General features: G+C 70.5%; 13 protein-coding genes. 7 read left to right on the forward strand and 6 right to left on the reverse strand.

Annotation, left to right across the window (positions count from 1 at the left end; all coding sequences use genetic code 11):
* Positions 1-181 precede the first annotated feature (181 nt).
* Both OG371_RS04775 and OG371_RS04780 read left to right on the forward strand, forming a co-directional pair.
* Complete coding sequence (locus tag OG371_RS04775) at positions 182-1,723, forward strand: choice-of-anchor A family protein (protein WP_329065917.1); 1,542 nt, start codon at positions 182-184, stop codon at positions 1,721-1,723.
* Between the two features lie 31 nt (positions 1,724-1,754).
* The gene (locus OG371_RS04780) at positions 1,755-1,919 is read left to right on the forward strand and encodes a hypothetical protein (RefSeq protein ID WP_329065919.1); all 165 of its coding nucleotides are present in this window, start codon (positions 1,755-1,757) and stop codon (positions 1,917-1,919) included.
* Here OG371_RS04780 and trpD read toward each other — a convergent pair.
* Entirely contained in the window at positions 1,894-2,931 is a 1,038-nt protein-coding gene (gene trpD / locus OG371_RS04785) for an anthranilate phosphoribosyltransferase (RefSeq protein ID WP_329065921.1), read from the reverse strand. The two genes, OG371_RS04780 and trpD, sit on opposite strands and share 26 nt — an antisense overlap.
* A 481-nt stretch (positions 2,932-3,412) precedes the next feature.
* Here trpD and OG371_RS04790 point away from each other — a divergent pair, with 481 nt between their 5' ends.
* Positions 3,413-4,066: a DUF4232 domain-containing protein gene (locus OG371_RS04790; protein WP_329065924.1), complete on the forward strand. Its 654-nt coding sequence runs from the start codon at positions 3,413-3,415 to the stop codon at positions 4,064-4,066.
* 70 nt (positions 4,067-4,136) lie between these two features.
* Here the strand turns inward: OG371_RS04790 and OG371_RS04795 are convergent, their stop codons facing one another.
* Positions 4,137-4,919 carry an NAD(P)-binding domain-containing protein gene (locus OG371_RS04795; RefSeq protein ID WP_329065926.1) on the reverse strand — a complete coding sequence of 261 codons (783 nt, stop codon included), beginning with the start codon at positions 4,917-4,919 and terminating at the stop codon, positions 4,137-4,139.
* 34 nt (positions 4,920-4,953) lie between these two features.
* Positions 4,954-5,784 (reverse strand): hypothetical protein, encoded by an 831-nt coding sequence (locus OG371_RS04800; RefSeq protein WP_329065928.1) that lies wholly within the window; start codon positions 5,782-5,784, stop codon positions 4,954-4,956.
* Positions 5,785-6,160: 376 nt separating this feature from the next.
* Between OG371_RS04800 and dnaE the strand changes: the two genes are divergently transcribed.
* On the forward strand, positions 6,161-9,691 hold the full coding sequence (gene dnaE / locus OG371_RS04805) for a DNA polymerase III subunit alpha (RefSeq protein ID WP_442876145.1): 3,531 nt from the start codon (positions 6,161-6,163) through the stop codon (positions 9,689-9,691).
* Positions 9,692-9,696: 5 nt separating this feature from the next.
* On the opposite strand, the gene OG371_RS04810 is transcribed toward dnaE, so the two are convergent.
* Both OG371_RS04810 and OG371_RS04815 read right to left on the reverse strand, forming a co-directional pair.
* Positions 9,697-10,200 carry a GNAT family N-acetyltransferase gene (locus tag OG371_RS04810; RefSeq protein ID WP_329065932.1) on the reverse strand — a complete coding sequence of 168 codons (504 nt, stop codon included), beginning with the start codon at positions 10,198-10,200 and terminating at the stop codon, positions 9,697-9,699.
* A gap of 18 nt (positions 10,201-10,218) precedes the next feature.
* Positions 10,219-11,301: an aldo/keto reductase gene (locus OG371_RS04815; RefSeq protein WP_329065933.1), complete on the reverse strand. Its 1,083-nt coding sequence runs from the start codon at positions 11,299-11,301 to the stop codon at positions 10,219-10,221.
* Between the two features lie 153 nt (positions 11,302-11,454).
* Here OG371_RS04815 and OG371_RS04820 point away from each other — a divergent pair, with 153 nt between their 5' ends.
* From OG371_RS04820 to OG371_RS04830, 3 genes are all read left to right on the forward strand, one after another.
* Positions 11,455-12,366 (forward strand): AraC family transcriptional regulator, encoded by a 912-nt coding sequence (locus OG371_RS04820; protein ID WP_329065935.1) that lies wholly within the window; start codon positions 11,455-11,457, stop codon positions 12,364-12,366.
* Positions 12,367-12,443: 77 nt separating this feature from the next.
* Positions 12,444-13,910: a carboxylesterase/lipase family protein gene (locus tag OG371_RS04825; RefSeq protein WP_329065937.1), complete on the forward strand. Its 1,467-nt coding sequence runs from the start codon at positions 12,444-12,446 to the stop codon at positions 13,908-13,910.
* 151 nt (positions 13,911-14,061) lie between these two features.
* Positions 14,062-14,724: a hypothetical protein gene (locus OG371_RS04830; RefSeq protein WP_329065939.1), complete on the forward strand. Its 663-nt coding sequence runs from the start codon at positions 14,062-14,064 to the stop codon at positions 14,722-14,724.
* Between the two features lie 49 nt (positions 14,725-14,773).
* Here the strand turns inward: OG371_RS04830 and OG371_RS04835 are convergent, their stop codons facing one another.
* The gene (locus OG371_RS04835; protein ID WP_329065941.1) at positions 14,774-15,523 is read right to left on the reverse strand and encodes an alpha/beta fold hydrolase; all 750 of its coding nucleotides are present in this window, start codon (positions 15,521-15,523) and stop codon (positions 14,774-14,776) included.
* Positions 15,524-15,739 lie beyond the last annotated feature (216 nt).

Below are 15,739 nucleotides of genomic sequence, written 5' to 3' on the forward strand. Positions count from 1 at the left end.
CGACGGCACCCGTCCGGCGCCACGGCGGGGCGGGAGCCCGCCCATGATCAGCTGCGTACAGCCCCCGGAAATACTGCGGCGATTACCGGTAAATAGCGACGAGTCGTTTTCCTCGCCCAGTCGGGGGGAATTATCGCCTCCGGTTGCGCCCGGCGGGATGAATGGCACAAGAATCGGGCTCATGCGCGCCAGGCGGTTTGCCTCGATCTCAGCCAGTGTCGCCGCCGCCGTGTGCGTGGTGGCCATTGTGGCCTCCCCCGGCGCGACTGCCGCGCCGTTGCCGGGCGGGCTCGGCCCGTGCCTCGGAAACGCTTGCCCCAACCCTTATCCGCCCGTCGGCAACGGCGCGATCGCCGGCCGCGACGAAGGCATCAACGTCTACGTCGGCGGTGGCTTCCAGGTGGGCGGCGCGGCCGCGGAAGCCGAGGGGAAACTGGTGGTGCTCGGCGATTTCGCCATGGCGAAGCGCGCCGGTGCGTCCTCTGTGTACAACGTCGGCATCGTGGGCGCCGGCTCGCGGGTGCCGCCGCCGGACGGTTCGGATTTCCTGACCACCGGCGGCGGCGTGACCGTCGCGCCGGGCCAGCGGCTGCTCGCCGACGGCGGGGTCGTCCGGCACGCGGGCGCGTTGACCGGCACCGTCACCGGCACGACGAAGGCCGACCCGGACGCGGCCAAGCCCTACCGCGACCTGCGCGCCCAGCTCACCGAAGCCAGCCACTGTTACGCGTACCCGGATTCCGGCCCGCGCCCGGCCACGGGCACGGCCCGCAACGAGGGCTACCGGACCCTCTTCACCGGCGACGGGAAATCGGCACTGCAGGTGTTCACTGTGGACTTCGACCTGACCGGCCGGGGCGGCGCCATGCAGGGCCTGGAATTCCAGGGCATCCCGGCCGGCGCGACGGTGCTGGTCAACCTGACCGGCGCCGCCCGCGCGATCAACACCTACAGCGGAGACCTCGCCGACCAGGACGGGTTCAACAAACTGCGGGAACGGCTCCTGTGGAATTTCCCGGACGCCACCAGCGTGCGAATCGCCGGCGGCGCGCAATTCCAGGGCAGCGTGCTGATCGGGAACCAGAGCAGCCTCGCGACGGTCACCGCATCCGGCATGAACGGCCGCTTCTTCACCACCGGCTCCCTGCTGCACACCTCCGAAGCCACCGGCGGCGGCGGACAGGAACTCCACGCTTACCCGTTCAACGGCGACCTGCCCGACTGCACCACGACTCCGACCACCAGCCCCAGCTCACCGACGACTTCCAGCCCCACCTCGTCCAGCCCGACCAGTTCCAGCCCCACCTCCTCTAGCCCCACCTCCTCTAGCCCCACCTCGTCCAGCCCGACCACGAGCAGCCCGACCAGCAGCAGCCCCACTTCTTCCAGCCCGACCTCCCCCAGCCCGACCAGTTCCAGCCCCACCTCGTCCAGCACCGCGACGAGCAGCCCCACCAGCAGCAGCACGGCACCCACCACGAGCCCCACGTCCACGACATCGAGCACGTCGAGCACCCCCGGCGGCCCAGGGCCGACCACCGGCACCAGCCCAGGTCAGCCGGTCGGCCCCGGCACCGGTCCGGGAACCGGCCCGTCCGGTGGCAAGCCGCTGGCGTCCACCGGGTCCGATCTTCGCGGCACGCTGACCGTCGGCGTCTTCCTGCTGGCCCTCGGCGGCGCACTGGTGGCCCTGACCATCCGTCGCAAGCGCCGCGAATCCTGATCCACCCCCCGCGGGCTGCTGTAATGGCCCGATGAACCCGACGATCGCGCAGTGTCTGGAGGACATCCGCGGGCGCGACAACGCTGCCCGGAGCCGCGCGTTCGAGGCGGTCATCACGGCCACGCGCCAGTACCGCAAGAAGTACGCCAAGCTGTGGAGGACGGACCAGGTCAGGCCAGCGAGGAAGCCAGCTTGATCCAGCGGTCCAGCAGAAGAGCCGCGGCACCGCTGTCCACCGCAGCGCGGGCTCGGTCCAACCCGTCGGCGAAAGCGTCCTCAAACGACACCGCGCTCCCCCCGTGTGCGGCCAGCCCGCCGGCAGCGTTGGCGAGAACGGCGTCACGCGCGGCTCCGGGAGCGCCGCTGAGCACCGTGTGGACGGCCTTCGCGTTGTACGCGGCATCGCCGCCGAGCAGGCCGTCCGGCTCCGGGCGGGCCAGGCCGAAACGGGCGGTGTCGAACGTCGTCATCCGCACGCCGCCCGCGGTCGTCCACACGTCGGTGGGGGCGGCGGTGGTGATCTCGTCCAGCCCGTCGTGGCCGCGGACGACCAAGGCACTCGTGCCGCGTTCGGCCAGCACCGCGGCCAAAACCGGGGCGATCTGGACGTTCGAGCAGCCGACCAGTGCGGCGCCGGGACGGGCGGGGTTGGTCAGCGGCGCCAGGTAGTTGATCGCGGTGGGCACGCCGAGGGTGCGCCGGACCGGGGCCGCGTGCCGGAGGCCGAGGTGGAAAGCCGGCGCGAAGGTGAAGCCGATGCCCAGCTCGGTGACGCACCGGGCGACCTGCGCGGCGGTGAGGGTCAGCGGCAGGCCGAGGGCTTCCAGGACGTCCGCGGAACCGCTCTTGGACGAGACCGAGCGCCCGCCGTGCTTCACCACCGGGGCGCCGGCGGCGGCCGTGACGATCGCGGCCATGGTGGAGATGTTCACCGTGTGCGCGCCGTCGCCGCCGGTGCCGACGATGTCGACCACCCCGGACCCGTCCACCGGCAGCGGCACCACCCGCGCCATCAGCGCGTCGAGCAGGCCGCTGATCTCCGCGGCGGTCTCCCCCTTGGCCCGCAACGCGACCAGGAGCCCCGCGAACGCGACCGGCTCGTGGCTGTCGTTCATCACCTCGCCCATGGCCCACCGGGTGTCGTCCGCGGTCAGGTCCTCCCCGCGCAGGAGCGCGGCGAGCAGGCGGGGCCAGGTAGGTGCGGTCACGGCGGTCTCCTCGACGCGGCCCCGGATCGAGGGCGTGGTTGCTTCGGCGCCCGATTCTAACGAGCTGCAGCCCTCTCACCGGCTCGGGTGCGCGAGACCGTCCACAGTAGACACGACGTCCGGCGGCACTCAGCCCGGCCTGGGCGTCCACCTGGGAAACGTCCACCGCCGCATCCCCCGCGCGGGGGTTAATGCCCGGCACCCACGTCATACGCCCACGCGGCGGAGGTTTCACCGGCGCACCCCGCCGCGCTGTCGTCGCGCGAGCGGGGGCGGGGATGGGGTGCCGGGCCCGCGTAGGGGGCGGGCCCGGCACCAACCCGCAAGGCCATTCGAGAAGCCGCCGGTGTACGGCCAGGCAACAGGCGCCCGGGTCGGCAACCCCTGGTTCGATCAAGCGTCCGTCCCAGTGAGTAGGTTGACGGGAAAAGCTCACGAAGAAGGGACGACAGTGGTGAAGCTGCGACAAGCAGGCGGGCGAGTGATCCTGCTCGCGACGGGGGCGCTGGTCGTGGCGGCGGTAGCCGCCTGCGGGGGAAGCCAGACGGCGTCGGGCAGCTCGGGTGGTTCCGCGTCGGCCGAAGCGCCGGCCACCAGCCAGGACCAGGCCGGAGCCGCCGGAGGGGGCCAGCCGGCCACCGCGAAGGCGCCGCAGAACGGCGGCGCGTGCAAGGCCGCCGACCTGAAGGCTGCTTTGGGCTCGAAGCAGGAAGTGCCCACGGACGTGCAGGGTCAGCTCGGCGCGGCCGGCACCCACTACAAGGCCGACCTCGTGTGGACCAACCACTCCGGCCACTCGTGCACCATGCAGGGCTTCGGCGGGGTCGACGTGGTCGGCCCGAGCCAGGGGGCGGACCACGCGACGTTCTCGTTGCCCCGCATGGGCGACACCCCGGCCGTGGTCAAGCTCGCGGCCGGCGGGACCGCGCACACCACGATCACCTACATCGACCCGAGCGGCGCCCAGCCCGCCTCGCAGTCCGGCCGGTTGTGGACGCCGACCCACCTCTCGGTGACGCCGCCGAACGAGACCGCGCACCTGTCCGTCCCGTGGACGCTCGGCACGCCGTTCTACCAGGACGCGGAGGCCGGCATCGCCGCCGCCGGGATCTCGTCGGTCACCGCCGGTTCCTGAGCCCGGGAATCGCCTGGCCGGCCCTGGGAGAGGCCGGCCAGGCGACAACCTCCACTGTGGACAGTTCCGCTCACCCGGCCGGCGGACGGGCGACCCGCTGCCGGATGTCCTCCAGCGCCTGCTCGAGCCCGGCTTGGTTGCCCGGGGTGAACCACGTCGAGCGAAGCTGCTCGTTGATGCCCCCGGGTGTTTCGTGCGCCTGGCCGAGGTCGGCCAGGCTGGTCCCGTAATCGTCGAGGGCCGCCTCGACGCCCGAGAACATCGTGCGCACATACCGTTCCGCCGCGTCGGGCGCGACGCCTTGCCGCGTCATCCAGCGGGCCACGGTGTCCAGGTAGTGCAGGTGGGTCGAGATCGACGCGGTGGCGGCAGAAAACGCGTCGAGGATCTCCGGGCGCGGAGCCACCACGGTGCCGCCGAGCCGGTTGAACAGCTCCTCGACCACGGGGTGCCCGGGATACAGCGCAGTGATGCCCCGTCGTTGCCGCACGGCCGGCAGCGGAATCGCGCGGACGACCGTCACCTCGTTGTCCAGCAAGGCATTCAGCTCCTCGACGGACCAGGCCGCGACGGCGCTGACCAGGACCCGGTCACCGGGTACGTCGAGCGGCTCGAGCACGTCGCGGACCACGTCGGGGCGGACGGCCAGCAGCACCAGCTCCGCCTGGTCGACCACCGACTGGTTGTCCTCGCAGACCTGCACCGCGCGGTGCCGGGCCGCCAGCTCGTCCGCGGTTTTCGCGTTGCGCGGGGAAAGGAAGATCGCCGGGGTGTCCACGGCGACGTCGCGGAGCCCGTCCACCATGGCGGCGGCGATCTCCCCGGCCCCGATGATTCCGATGGATTCGACCATGCTCCGGACGTTACGGGCCGATCAGCCGCGCGGGCTACTTGCGGCTCGCCGTGTAGTTCCGGAACAGCAGGTAGGTGTCGACGATGTCGGACGCCGCGCTCTGCACCGACCGGTAGATCCCCCACTTCGGCCGCACGTAGTCGCCCTGGTCGGGAATGTTCACCTTGGTCAAACTGCCCTGCGCGGCGATCGGCGCGCCCGAGCCGGCGCCGTTGCGAATCAGGAACGCGGCGGTCCCCTTGGCGCCGATGGTCAGCGTCCACTGCACGCTGACCCACTTGTCCCGCAACGGCGCCAGCTCGGTCGACGCGATGCTGGGCGAACCGGCGTTGGCGTACGCCCGTGCCGAGATGAACTCCTTGCCACCACTGCGGGTCAGGTCCAGAGTCACCCAAGGCCCCGCGTTGGTCGAGGGGGTCTTGGTCTGGAAGATGTGCGTGAACTTGCTGGTGCCGTGCAGGGTCGACGGCATGTACATGTCGTACGCGATGGTCCAGGTCTCGCCGTCGTGCATCTTGAGCGCGGCGCCGTTCTGCACCATGCCCTTGACCTCGGTGCGCTGGCGGTCGCCGCCGCCGGTGGTGTCCCGGTCGTCGCGCCAGATGTTGAACCGGTAGTGGTCGCCGCCCTCGGCGTAGACGTACTTGCGGGCCGGGTGGAGGTGCCCCCGGTCGGCCTCGACGCCCTCGAAGGCGTTCAGGCCGTCGGTGGACGGCACGGGATGCCACAGCGGAGCCGCTTTCGGCGACCAGGGCGCGGCGTTGGCCGGAGACCCGAGTGCGACCGGCACGGCGACCGCGGCGACGGCCATCGTGCGGAGCGCGGTCCGGCGGGGGAACGCGCGGGAGAACGGGGAATCAGACATTTCGGTGTGTCCTTCCTGGCTGCGGTGCTCAGGGGGTACACATCGGCCGGCGGGTGGCACCGGCCTCGAACGGCCGGAACATCCGATGTCTTGCGCTACGACGGTAGGGGCGAGCGGCGGACCGTGTCAACGCGCCGGCCCGCTGACCGAGACCCGGCCGCGGGCCGGAAAGCGCGCCAGGAAGCCATTCTGAACAAGACGCCGGAGCGCTACCCAGGGCAGCGCCGGGTAACTTTGGGTGACAACCAGCGTGGTGTGAAGACAGCCGTCCGCGAGTCACTAACGTAGGGGTCCGCAGTGCCGGCGCCGCGAGTTCAGGGAGTAGTCAACCGTGTCCGATTCGTTCGTCCACCTGCATGTGCACACCGAATACTCCATGCTGGACGGCGCGGCCAAGGTCAAGCCCCTGCTCGCCGAGGCCGAGCGGCTGGAGATGCCGGCGATCGCGATGACCGACCACGGCACGATGTCCGCGGCGGCCGAGTTCTACCGGGTCGCGAAGAAGAGCCCGGTCAAGCCGATCATCGGGGTCGAGGCCTACCTGGCGCCGGAGAGCCGGTTCCACAAGAAGCCGGTGTTCTGGGGCCAGCGCAACCAGCGCGGGTCGGACGAGTTCGGTGAGGGCGGCGACGTCTCCGGTGCCGGCTCGTACACGCACATGACGATGTGGGCGCGCAATTCCCAGGGCTTGCGGAACCTGCTCCGGATGTCCTCGCTGGCGTCGTTCGAGGGCTACTACCGCAAGCCCCGGATGGACCGTGACCTGCTGGTCGAGCACCACGAGGGCATCATGGCCACCACCGGCTGCCCGTCCGGCGAGGTGCAGACGCGGCTGCGGCTGGGCCAGCGCGAGCAGGCGATCCAGGCCGCCTCGGACTACAAGGACCTGTTCGGCGCCGACAACTTCTTCCTCGAGCTGATGGACCACGGCCTGCCGATCGAGCGGTCGGTGCGCGACGGCCTGCTCGAGATCGGCCGGCTGCTGGATCTGAAGCCGGTGGCGACCAACGACTCGCACTACGTCACCCAGGACCAGGCCGAGGCGCACTCGGCGCTGCTGTGCGTGCAGGCGGGCAAGACCCTCAACGACCCCACCCGGTTCAAGTTCGACGGCGACGGCTACTACCTCAAGTCGGCCGAGGCGATGCGGGAGTACTGGGACAAGGAGGTCCCGGGCGCGGCGCAGAACACGCTGATGATCGCCGAGCGGGTCGAGTCCTACGCCGAGGTGTTCGACTTCAAAGATCGGATGCCCCGCTTCCCGGTGCCCGAGGGCAAGACCGAGGACGACCTGCTGCGCGACGAGGTGGAGAAGTTCGTCCCGAGCCGGTTCCCGGGCGGCCTGACCCAGGAGTACCAGGACCGGATCGACCGCGAGCTGGGCATCATGGCGAAGATGGGCTTCTCGGCCTACTTCCTCGTGGTCGGCGACCTGGTGCGGTGGGCGAAGAACGAGAAGATCCGGGTCGGCCCCGGCCGTGGCTCGGCCACCGGCTCGCTGGTCGCGTTCATCCTGCACATCACCGACCTGGACCCGATCGAGCACAGCCTGCTGTTCGAACGGTTCCTCAACCCCGAGCGCGTCAGCCCGCCCGACATCGACCTCGACTTCGACGACCGCCGCCGCGGCGAGGTCCTGCAGTACACGATCGAAAAGTGGGGCGCGGAGAACGTCGCCCAGGTGATCACCTTCGGCACGATCAAGACCAAGGCCGCGATCAAGGACTCGGCGCGGGTGCACTTCGGGCAGCCCGGCTTCTCCATCGCCGACCGGATCACCAAGGCCCTGCCCCCGCCCATCGCGGCGCAGGACATCCCGCTCTCGGGCATCTTCGACCCGCAGCACGAGCGGTACAAGGAAGCCACCGAAGTCCGCACGCTGACCGACACCGACCCCGAGGTCTCCCAGATCATGGGCACCGCGCGGGGCCTGGAAGGGCTGATCCGCAACGCCGGCGTGCACGCCTGCGCGGTCATCCTCTCGTCCGAGCCGCTGCTCGACGTGATCCCGCTGTGGCGGCGCGACGACGGCTCCACCATCACCGGCTTCGACTACCCCTCGTGTGAAGACATGGGGCTGCTGAAGATGGACTTCCTGGGCCTGTCGACCCTGACCATCATCGAGGACACCGTCCGCGCGGTGAAGGAGAACCACGGCCGGGACATCGACCTGGCCACCCTCGAGCTCGACGACAAGAAGACCTACGAGCTGCTGGCCCGCGGCGACACCCTCGGGGTGTTCCAGCTGGACGGCGCGGCCATGCGAAGCCTGCTGCGCGCGATGGCGCCCACGCACTTCGGTGACATCGCCGCGGTCCTCGCGCTGTACCGGCCAGGCCCGATGGCCGCGAACGCGCACACCGACTACGCCGAGCGCTCGAACGGACGGCAGCGGATCACCCCGATCCACCCCGAGCTGAAGGACGCGCTCGAGCCGATCCTCGGCGAGACCTACCACCTGCTGGTCTACCAAGAGCAGGTGATGGCGATCGCGCAGCAGCTCGCCGGCTACAGCCTCGGCGGCGCCGACCTGCTGCGCCGCGCGATGGGCAAGAAGAAGAAAGAGATCATCGAGAAGGAGTTCGAGCAGTTCCGCGCCGGCATGCTCGGCAAGGGCTTCTCCGAGCAGGCCTGCCAGACGCTCTGGGACGTCATGCTCCCGTTCGCCGGGTACGCGTTCAACAAGTCCCACACCGCCGGCTACGGGTTGGTGTCGTACTGGACCGCGTACCTCAAGGCCAACTACCCGGCCGAGTTCATGGCGGCCCAGCTGACCTCCAACGGTGACAACAAGGACAAGTCCGCGATCTACCTCGCGGAGTGCCGCCGGATGGGCATCAAGGTGCTCCCGCCGTGCGTCAACCAGTCGAACCTGCAGTTCCGCGCGATCGGCTCGGACATCCGCTTCGGCCTCGGCGCGGTCCGCAACGTCGGCGCGAACGTGGTCGACTCCATCGTCAAGACCCGCAAGGCCAAGGGCGAGTACACCTCGTTCAGCGACTTCCTGGACAAGTCGGAACTGGTGGCCTGCAACAAGCGGGTGCTGGAATCGCTGATCAAGGCCGGCGGCTTCGACTCCTTCGACACCACCCGGCTCTCGATGGTCAAGGTGCACGAGGACGCGGTCGAAGCGGTGGTGCCGCTCAAGCGCCAGGAAGCCATGGGGCAGTTCGACTTGTTCGGCTTCGGCGGCGAGGACGAGGGCGACGCGGAAGTCGCCGCCTCGTCGTCGCCGCTGGCCCACCTGAAGTTCGAGGACGAGGAGTACCCGCGCAAGCAGCTGCTCGCCTACGAGCGGGACATGCTCGGCCTGTACGTCTCGGCCCACCCGCTGGACGGCGCCGAGCGGATCCTGCGCCAGCACGCGCCGAAGCCGATCGCGCAGCTGATCGACGACGCGCCCAAGGAAGGCGAGGTCGTGCTGTCCGGCATGATCTCGGTGGTCGACCGCCGGGTGAACAAGAAGGGCGAGCCCTGGGCGATCGTCGCGGTCGAAGACCTCGACGCGTCCATGGAGGTGCTGTTCTTCGCCAAGTCCTACTCGATGTGGCAGGCCGAGCTGGTCCAGGACTCCGCCGTCGCGATCAAGGGCCGGGTGAACTGGCGCGACGACAAGATGTCGGTCTTCGGCGGCAACGTCATCACCCTGGACATCAGCGACGCCGAGCTGAACCCGTCCGACGGCCCGCCCCCGTTTGTCATCCGCGCGGACGCGGTCAAGCTCGACCGCGACGTCGTCGCCGAGCTGCGCGGCACCCTCACCGCCCACCGCGGTGACACGCCCGTCCACCTTGTCCTGGCGGGCAGCCGGGAAACCGTCTTCGTGCTGGACAACTACTCGGTGAACGCGACGGCCTCGCTGGCCGGCGAGCTGAAGGGGATCCGCGGCATCTCGATCGGCGCTTGAGCCGGTTACGAAGGGCTCCCCAGCCGTTTGACCAAGCGGAAACCGGCGTCGGCGAAGCCGGCGCGGGCGTAAAAACGCACCGCGCCGGCGTTGCGGTGATGGATGCCGGCGGCCAGGTACCGGATGCCCTGGCCGGTGGCCCATTGCTGCGCCGCGGCCAGTAGCGCCGCGCCCGCTCCGCCGCCGCGGGCGTCGCCCAGGACGACCGTGTGGATCTCCGCGGACGGCAACGGGCGCAGGATCTGGTGCTCCGGCGGGCTCGGGTGGCGCAGTACCTCGACCATGCCGAGGACCCGGCCGTCGGGGGTCTCGGCGACGAAAATGGCGTCCTGATTCGGGTTTTCGGCCAGGACCGCCGCGAAGTGCCGCGTCACCGCGTCCCGCGACGGCACGCGGTAGGTGTCCGGGTCGAGGGCCACGTGGGCCTCGGCGTTGGCGATGCGCAACTCCACCAGGGCAGCGACATCCGCCGCGTTCGCTTGCCGGACCGTCAGCTCTGTCGTCTCCACACCCCGATCTTAGGGGTGTCAGTAGCGGACGTCGCCGGCCAGCAGCGGCGGGTACACAGTGGATGACTCTCCGTCCACTGTGGATCCGGCGAACTGGAGCATCGCCTGTCCGGCGCCGTGCATCGAGGCCGGGTAGTTCAGGACCGGTGCGGAAACCTCGTCCAAAGCGCGGAGGTGGCCGGGGGTGAGGGTCGCCTCGAGACCGGCGAGGTTGCTCTCGAGGTGCTCGACGCGCCGGGCGCCGACGATGGGCACGACGGTCCCGGCCCGGGCACGCAGCCAGGCCAGCGATACCGCGGCCGAGGTGGTGCCGAGTTCGTCGGCGATGGCGGCGACGGCGTCGATGACGGTGAACTCGGCTTCGTCGGGGCCGCCGACGTAGGCGGCCCGGGCCGAGTCGGTGACCTCGATGCCCCGCCGGTATTTTCCGGACAGGAAGCCGTTTTTGAGCGGGCTCCACGGCACCAGTGCCATCCCCTGGTCCAGCGCGAGCGGGGCGATCTCGCCCTCGACGGTGCGGGCCAGCAGGGAGTACTCGACCTGCAGCGCGATCAGCGGGGTCCAGCCCTTGAGCAACGCGGTGGTCTGGGCCTGGGCGGTGACCCAGGCCGGGGTGTTGGAGAAGCCGATGTAGCGGATCTTGCCGGCGCGAACCAGGTCGTCGAGCGTGCGCAAGGTTTCCTCGATCGGGGTATGCCGGTCCCAATTGTGCAACCAGTACAGATCCAGGTGGTCGGTCCGCAGCCGGCGCAGGGACTCGTCGAGCTGGGCGATGATCGACCCCCGGCCCGCGCCGCCGCCGTTCGGGTCGCCGGGGAACAGGTTGAAGCAGAACTTCGACGCCAGCACCACGTGCTCACGCTGGCCGGGGCGGGCGGCGAAGTAGTCGCCGAGGATCTTCTCGGAGTGGCCGTTGGTGTAGAGGTTCGCGGTGTCGACGAAGTTCCCGCCGCGGTCGAGGTAGGTCGAGAGGATCTTTTCCGACTCCTCGACACTGCACCCGGCCCCGCCGGGCTCCTCGCCGAAGGTCATCGCGCCGAGGGCGAACGGGCTGACCCGCAGGCCGGACCGGCCGAGGGTGACGTAGTGGTCGAGCGACATGAGGAGCACTCCCAAGCTGGGCGAATCGGTCCTCTTCATCGAAGCGCGCGGGGCCCGGCCGCGGTAGGTCGATCCGCTTCGATCGTTGCCTGATCCGATCGCCTTCGCCCTGATCGGGCTTGTCAAGAACGCTTCAGGATGCTTCCGTGGGGCATGCCCGCCACCCACATCGAGGAGATCCGCGACCTCATCGCGGCCCATACCCGACCGGACGGCCGGACGCCGATCCCCGGGCTCCGGCTGTCCAGTGTGGACAACGAGGAGCCGCACCACTCGCTGACCGAGCCGCTGCTGGTGGTCATGGCCCAGGGCGGCAAACGGCTGCTGCTCGGCGAGCAGGTCTACGAGTACCGGGCCGGGCAGTGCCTGGTGGTCACCACCGATCTCCCGGTCTCCGGCCACTTCCTCGACGCCCGCCCGGAACACCCGTCGCTCGCGATGGGCCTGGAGCTGCGCCCGGCCACCATCGCGCCGTTGCTACTGCAGGCTCCCGCTGCACGATCCTCGCGCGCGGCGGCCGAACTGCCGGCGATGGCGACCGGCGACGCGAGCCCGGCCTTGCTCGATGCGGTCGCCCGGCTGCTGCGGCTGCTCGACCATCCCGAGGACGCGCCCGTGCTCGCCCCGCTGGTGGAGCGGGAGATCATCTGGCGGCTGCTCACCGGCCCGTACGGCGGCCTGGTCCGCCAGGCCGGACTGGCCGACAGCTACCTGTCGCACGTCGGCCGGGCCATCCAGTGGGTGCGCGAGAACTACGCCGAGCCGATCCGGATCGAGGATCTGGCCCGGCTGGCCGGGATGAGCGCTTCGGCGTTCCACCGGCACTTCCGCGCCGTCACCGCGATGAGCCCGCTGCAGTTCCAGAAGCGCATCCGGCTCCAGGAAGCCCGCTCGCTGCTGGTTTCCCACGCGGGTGACATCGCCGGCGTCGGGCACCTGGTCGGGTACGACAGCCCTTCGCAGTTCAACCGCGAATACCGCCGCCAGTTCGGCGCCCCGCCCGGCCAGGACGCCGCGCGGCTGCGCACCGAGAGCACCCCGCGCGAGGTCCGGCACCTGCCCTGACGCGGCCGCCTGGCGCAGTCCTTAAGCGGCCCCGGATACTGGTCCGCGACGTAGCCGAGCGACCTCACGGAGGACCGTTGACCACCGTCACCACCAAGCAGGGCGACGTTCGCGGGTACACCTCCGACGAGGGAATCCTGGTCTTCCAAGGCATTCCGTACGCCGCGCCGCCGGTCGGCCCGAACCGGTTCCGGCCGCCGCAGCCGCCCGAGCCGTGGACCACGCCGCGCGACGCCACCCGGTACGGCCCCACCGCGCCCCAGGAGGACAGCAGTGAGGAGGGAATGCTGCCCCGGCTGGTCATCCCGGGCGAGGACTACCTCAACCTCAACGTCTGGACCCCGGACACCACCGGCCGGCTCCCGGTGATGGTGTTCATCCACGGCGGCTCGTTCACCAGCGGCTCCGGCTCGCTTTCGGTGTACGACGGCGCCCGCTTCGCCCGTGACGGCGTGGTGCTGGTGACGATCAACTACCGGCTGGGCGTGGACGGTTTCCTCTGGTTCGGCGAGGGCGCGCCCAACCTCGGCCTGCTCGACCAGATCGCCGCGCTGGCCTGGGTCCGCGACAACATCGGCGGCTTCGGCGGCGACCCGGGCAACGTCACCATCTTCGGCGAGTCCGCCGGCGCGATGAGCGTGTGCACGCTGCTCGCCATGCCGGCCGCGGACGGGCTGTTCCACCGGGCCATCGCCGAATCCGGCGCCGGCCACAGCACCATCACCCCGGCCACGGCCCGGCTGATCGGCACCCGGCTGGCCGCCATCCTCGACGTCGAGCCGACCCGCGAAGCGATCGCGGAAGTCCCGATGGAACGGCTGCTCGCGGCGCAGGCGCAGGTCGGCCAGGAGGTCATCGCCAACCCCAGCACCAAACGGTGGGGTGAGGTCGCGCGCAACGTGATGCCCTTCGAACCGGTGGTGGACGGTGACCAGCTGCCGGGCACGCCGATCGAGTGCATCGCGGCGGGCGCGGGCAAGGACGTCGACGTGCTCATCGGCACCAACAGCGAGGAGGCGCGGCTCTTCCTGATTCCCACCGGCGCCGCCGCGAAGATCAGAGCTCCGGTCGTCCACGGGGCCGCGTTGCGCTTTAAGCTGCCGGCCTTCCGCGCGGTCCGCAGCTACCGCGCCAACCGCCCGGGCGCCACCCCGGCCGACCTGCTGGCCGCGATCGTGACCGACTGGTACTACCGGATTCCGGCGCTGCGCCTGGCGGAAGCGCACGAAGGCACCTATGTGTACGAATGCGCCTGGCGCTCGCCCGCGTTCGACAACACACTCGGTGCCTGCCACGTCGTCGAACTCCCCTTCGTCTTCGACAATCTGGACAATCCCGGATTCGCCGAGTTGCTCGGAGACCAGCCGCCGCAGCAGCTCGCCGACGCGATGCACAAGGCCTGGGTGGCCTTCGCCACCACCGGCGACCCCGGCTGGCCCGCCTACCGCCCGGATCACCGCGTCGCCATGCGTTTCGACACCGAATCGGCCACGACTGTCGATGACCACGGCGACGAACGCGTGCTCTGGGATGGTCGGCGCTGAGCGGTTCACAGCCTGCTCGCAGCCTCCGCACACCACCGGCTCAGGAGCCGGGCCGAGAGTCGTAAGGGTCAGCCCGGCTTTCACCACCGGTTCCGGAGCCGGGCCGACAGTTGTACGAGTCAGCCCGGCTTTCGGTCCTAGGAGGCTTCCGATGGGTTTGTTCTCCCTCCTCGTTGTTGTCGCGATCGTCGGCGGCCTGATCGCGGCTTTCCGCCGACGGCCCGCTGCCGGATCCCCCGCGGCCCCGGATGCCGCGGCTCAGGCCCGCCGCTGGGTCGACCGGCTCGGTGCCGGGATCACGAACCTCAGCGGCACCGGCAACACGGCCGCGACGCAGGCGCTGGCGGACGCGGCCGAACGGCACACCGCGGCGAGTGCGGAGCTGTCGCAGGCCCGTTCGTCCACCCAGTTCGCGCTCGCCGGCCAGACCGCGATCGAAGGCCTGCACTACATCCGCGCGGCCCGCATCGCGCTCGGCCTCGACCCGGGCCCGGAAGTCCCGTCCCTGGACCAAACCCAGGGCATCGCCGGACGGCAACGGGTCGTCGTCGGCAACCAGGAGCACTACGCCTCGTCGCAACCCGGCGACGCGACGCCGTACTACTACCCCGGCGGCCGGGTCGGCGGCCGATCGGTGCCGTCCGGCTGGTACAGCACACCGTGGTGGAAAACGGCCCTGGTCGCGGGCGCGGCGGGGCTCGGCGGCGCTTTACTCTTCGACACCTTGCTCGACGGCTTCGGCGGCCACCACGACATGTTCGGCCCGGGACCGGGCGGGCCGGGTGGGTTCGATGGTTTCGGCGGGCCGTTCTGAGCCCACCAGCTGCGACCGCCCAGGCAGGCAGGAACCTCCGGCCGCCCGGTCAGTCCTCCAAGCTGGCGTGGAAGTCCTGCAGGACCGCCGCACCCCGCTTCGGGTCCTGCATCATCCACCAGTGGCCGAGGCCGTCCAGCCGGGCTTCCTGCGCGCCGAAACGGACGGCCGAGCGGTGGGCGAGTTCGGGGCCGCCGACGTAGTGGTCCTCCGTGGCGGCGATGACCAGCCCCGGACGGCGTTCGGCCTGTTCGAGTTCGAGGCCCCAGTTCACCGGGGCCGGCGGCACGGCCGAGCGGTACAGCGGCAGGATGCAGGCGCCCATCTCCGGACCGTTGGCCCGGGCCGAAGCCTCGGCCGCCTCGGTGGTCATGCCCAGCCCGACGTACCCCGCGACCTGCTTGTCGAACGGAACGGCCGCGGTCTCCGCGACGACGGCCTCGCCGACTCCGGGCGTCTGCCAGCGTTGCGCGAGGTCGTGCCAGACGTAGTCCGGGTCGAAGCCACCGGCGACGTCACTGCACCAGGACCGGATCAGGTCGGGCCGGCGCGCCGCGAGGATCAGCACGTGGATGCCGCCCCAGTCGTGGCCGACCAGGTCGATCGGACCGTCGATGCGCTCCAGCTCGGCGACCAGCCAGCGGTGGTAGTCCTCCGCCGTCGCGCCGAATCCCTCCGGCACGGGAGCCCCGAACCCGGGCGGTGACAACGTGACGACGTCTTCGCGGCCGAGTTCGCGGAGCAGGGGCTGCCAGATCGCCGCGGTCTCGGGAACACCGTGGACGAAGACAAGAGACATCAGGAACCTCCCAGGATGACAGCCCTCGGCCGTCGCCCCGCCGAGCCTAGCGCCGCGCGACGCACCGTTGGGCAGGCAGTTCAGCTCGTGAGTGTTCATGACGGTTAGAACCGTCATGAACACTCACGAGCCCGTTTAAGTCCACTGTGGACCCAAGGGCCGGGCGAGCCCCCGCCGATCGGCGGGCATCCGACCCCGCCGGGTGGCTGGACTACC

Origin of the sequence: Amycolatopsis sp. NBC_01480 (assembly GCF_036227205.1) — a bacterium.
Taxonomy (GTDB): domain Bacteria; phylum Actinomycetota; class Actinomycetes; order Mycobacteriales; family Pseudonocardiaceae; genus Amycolatopsis.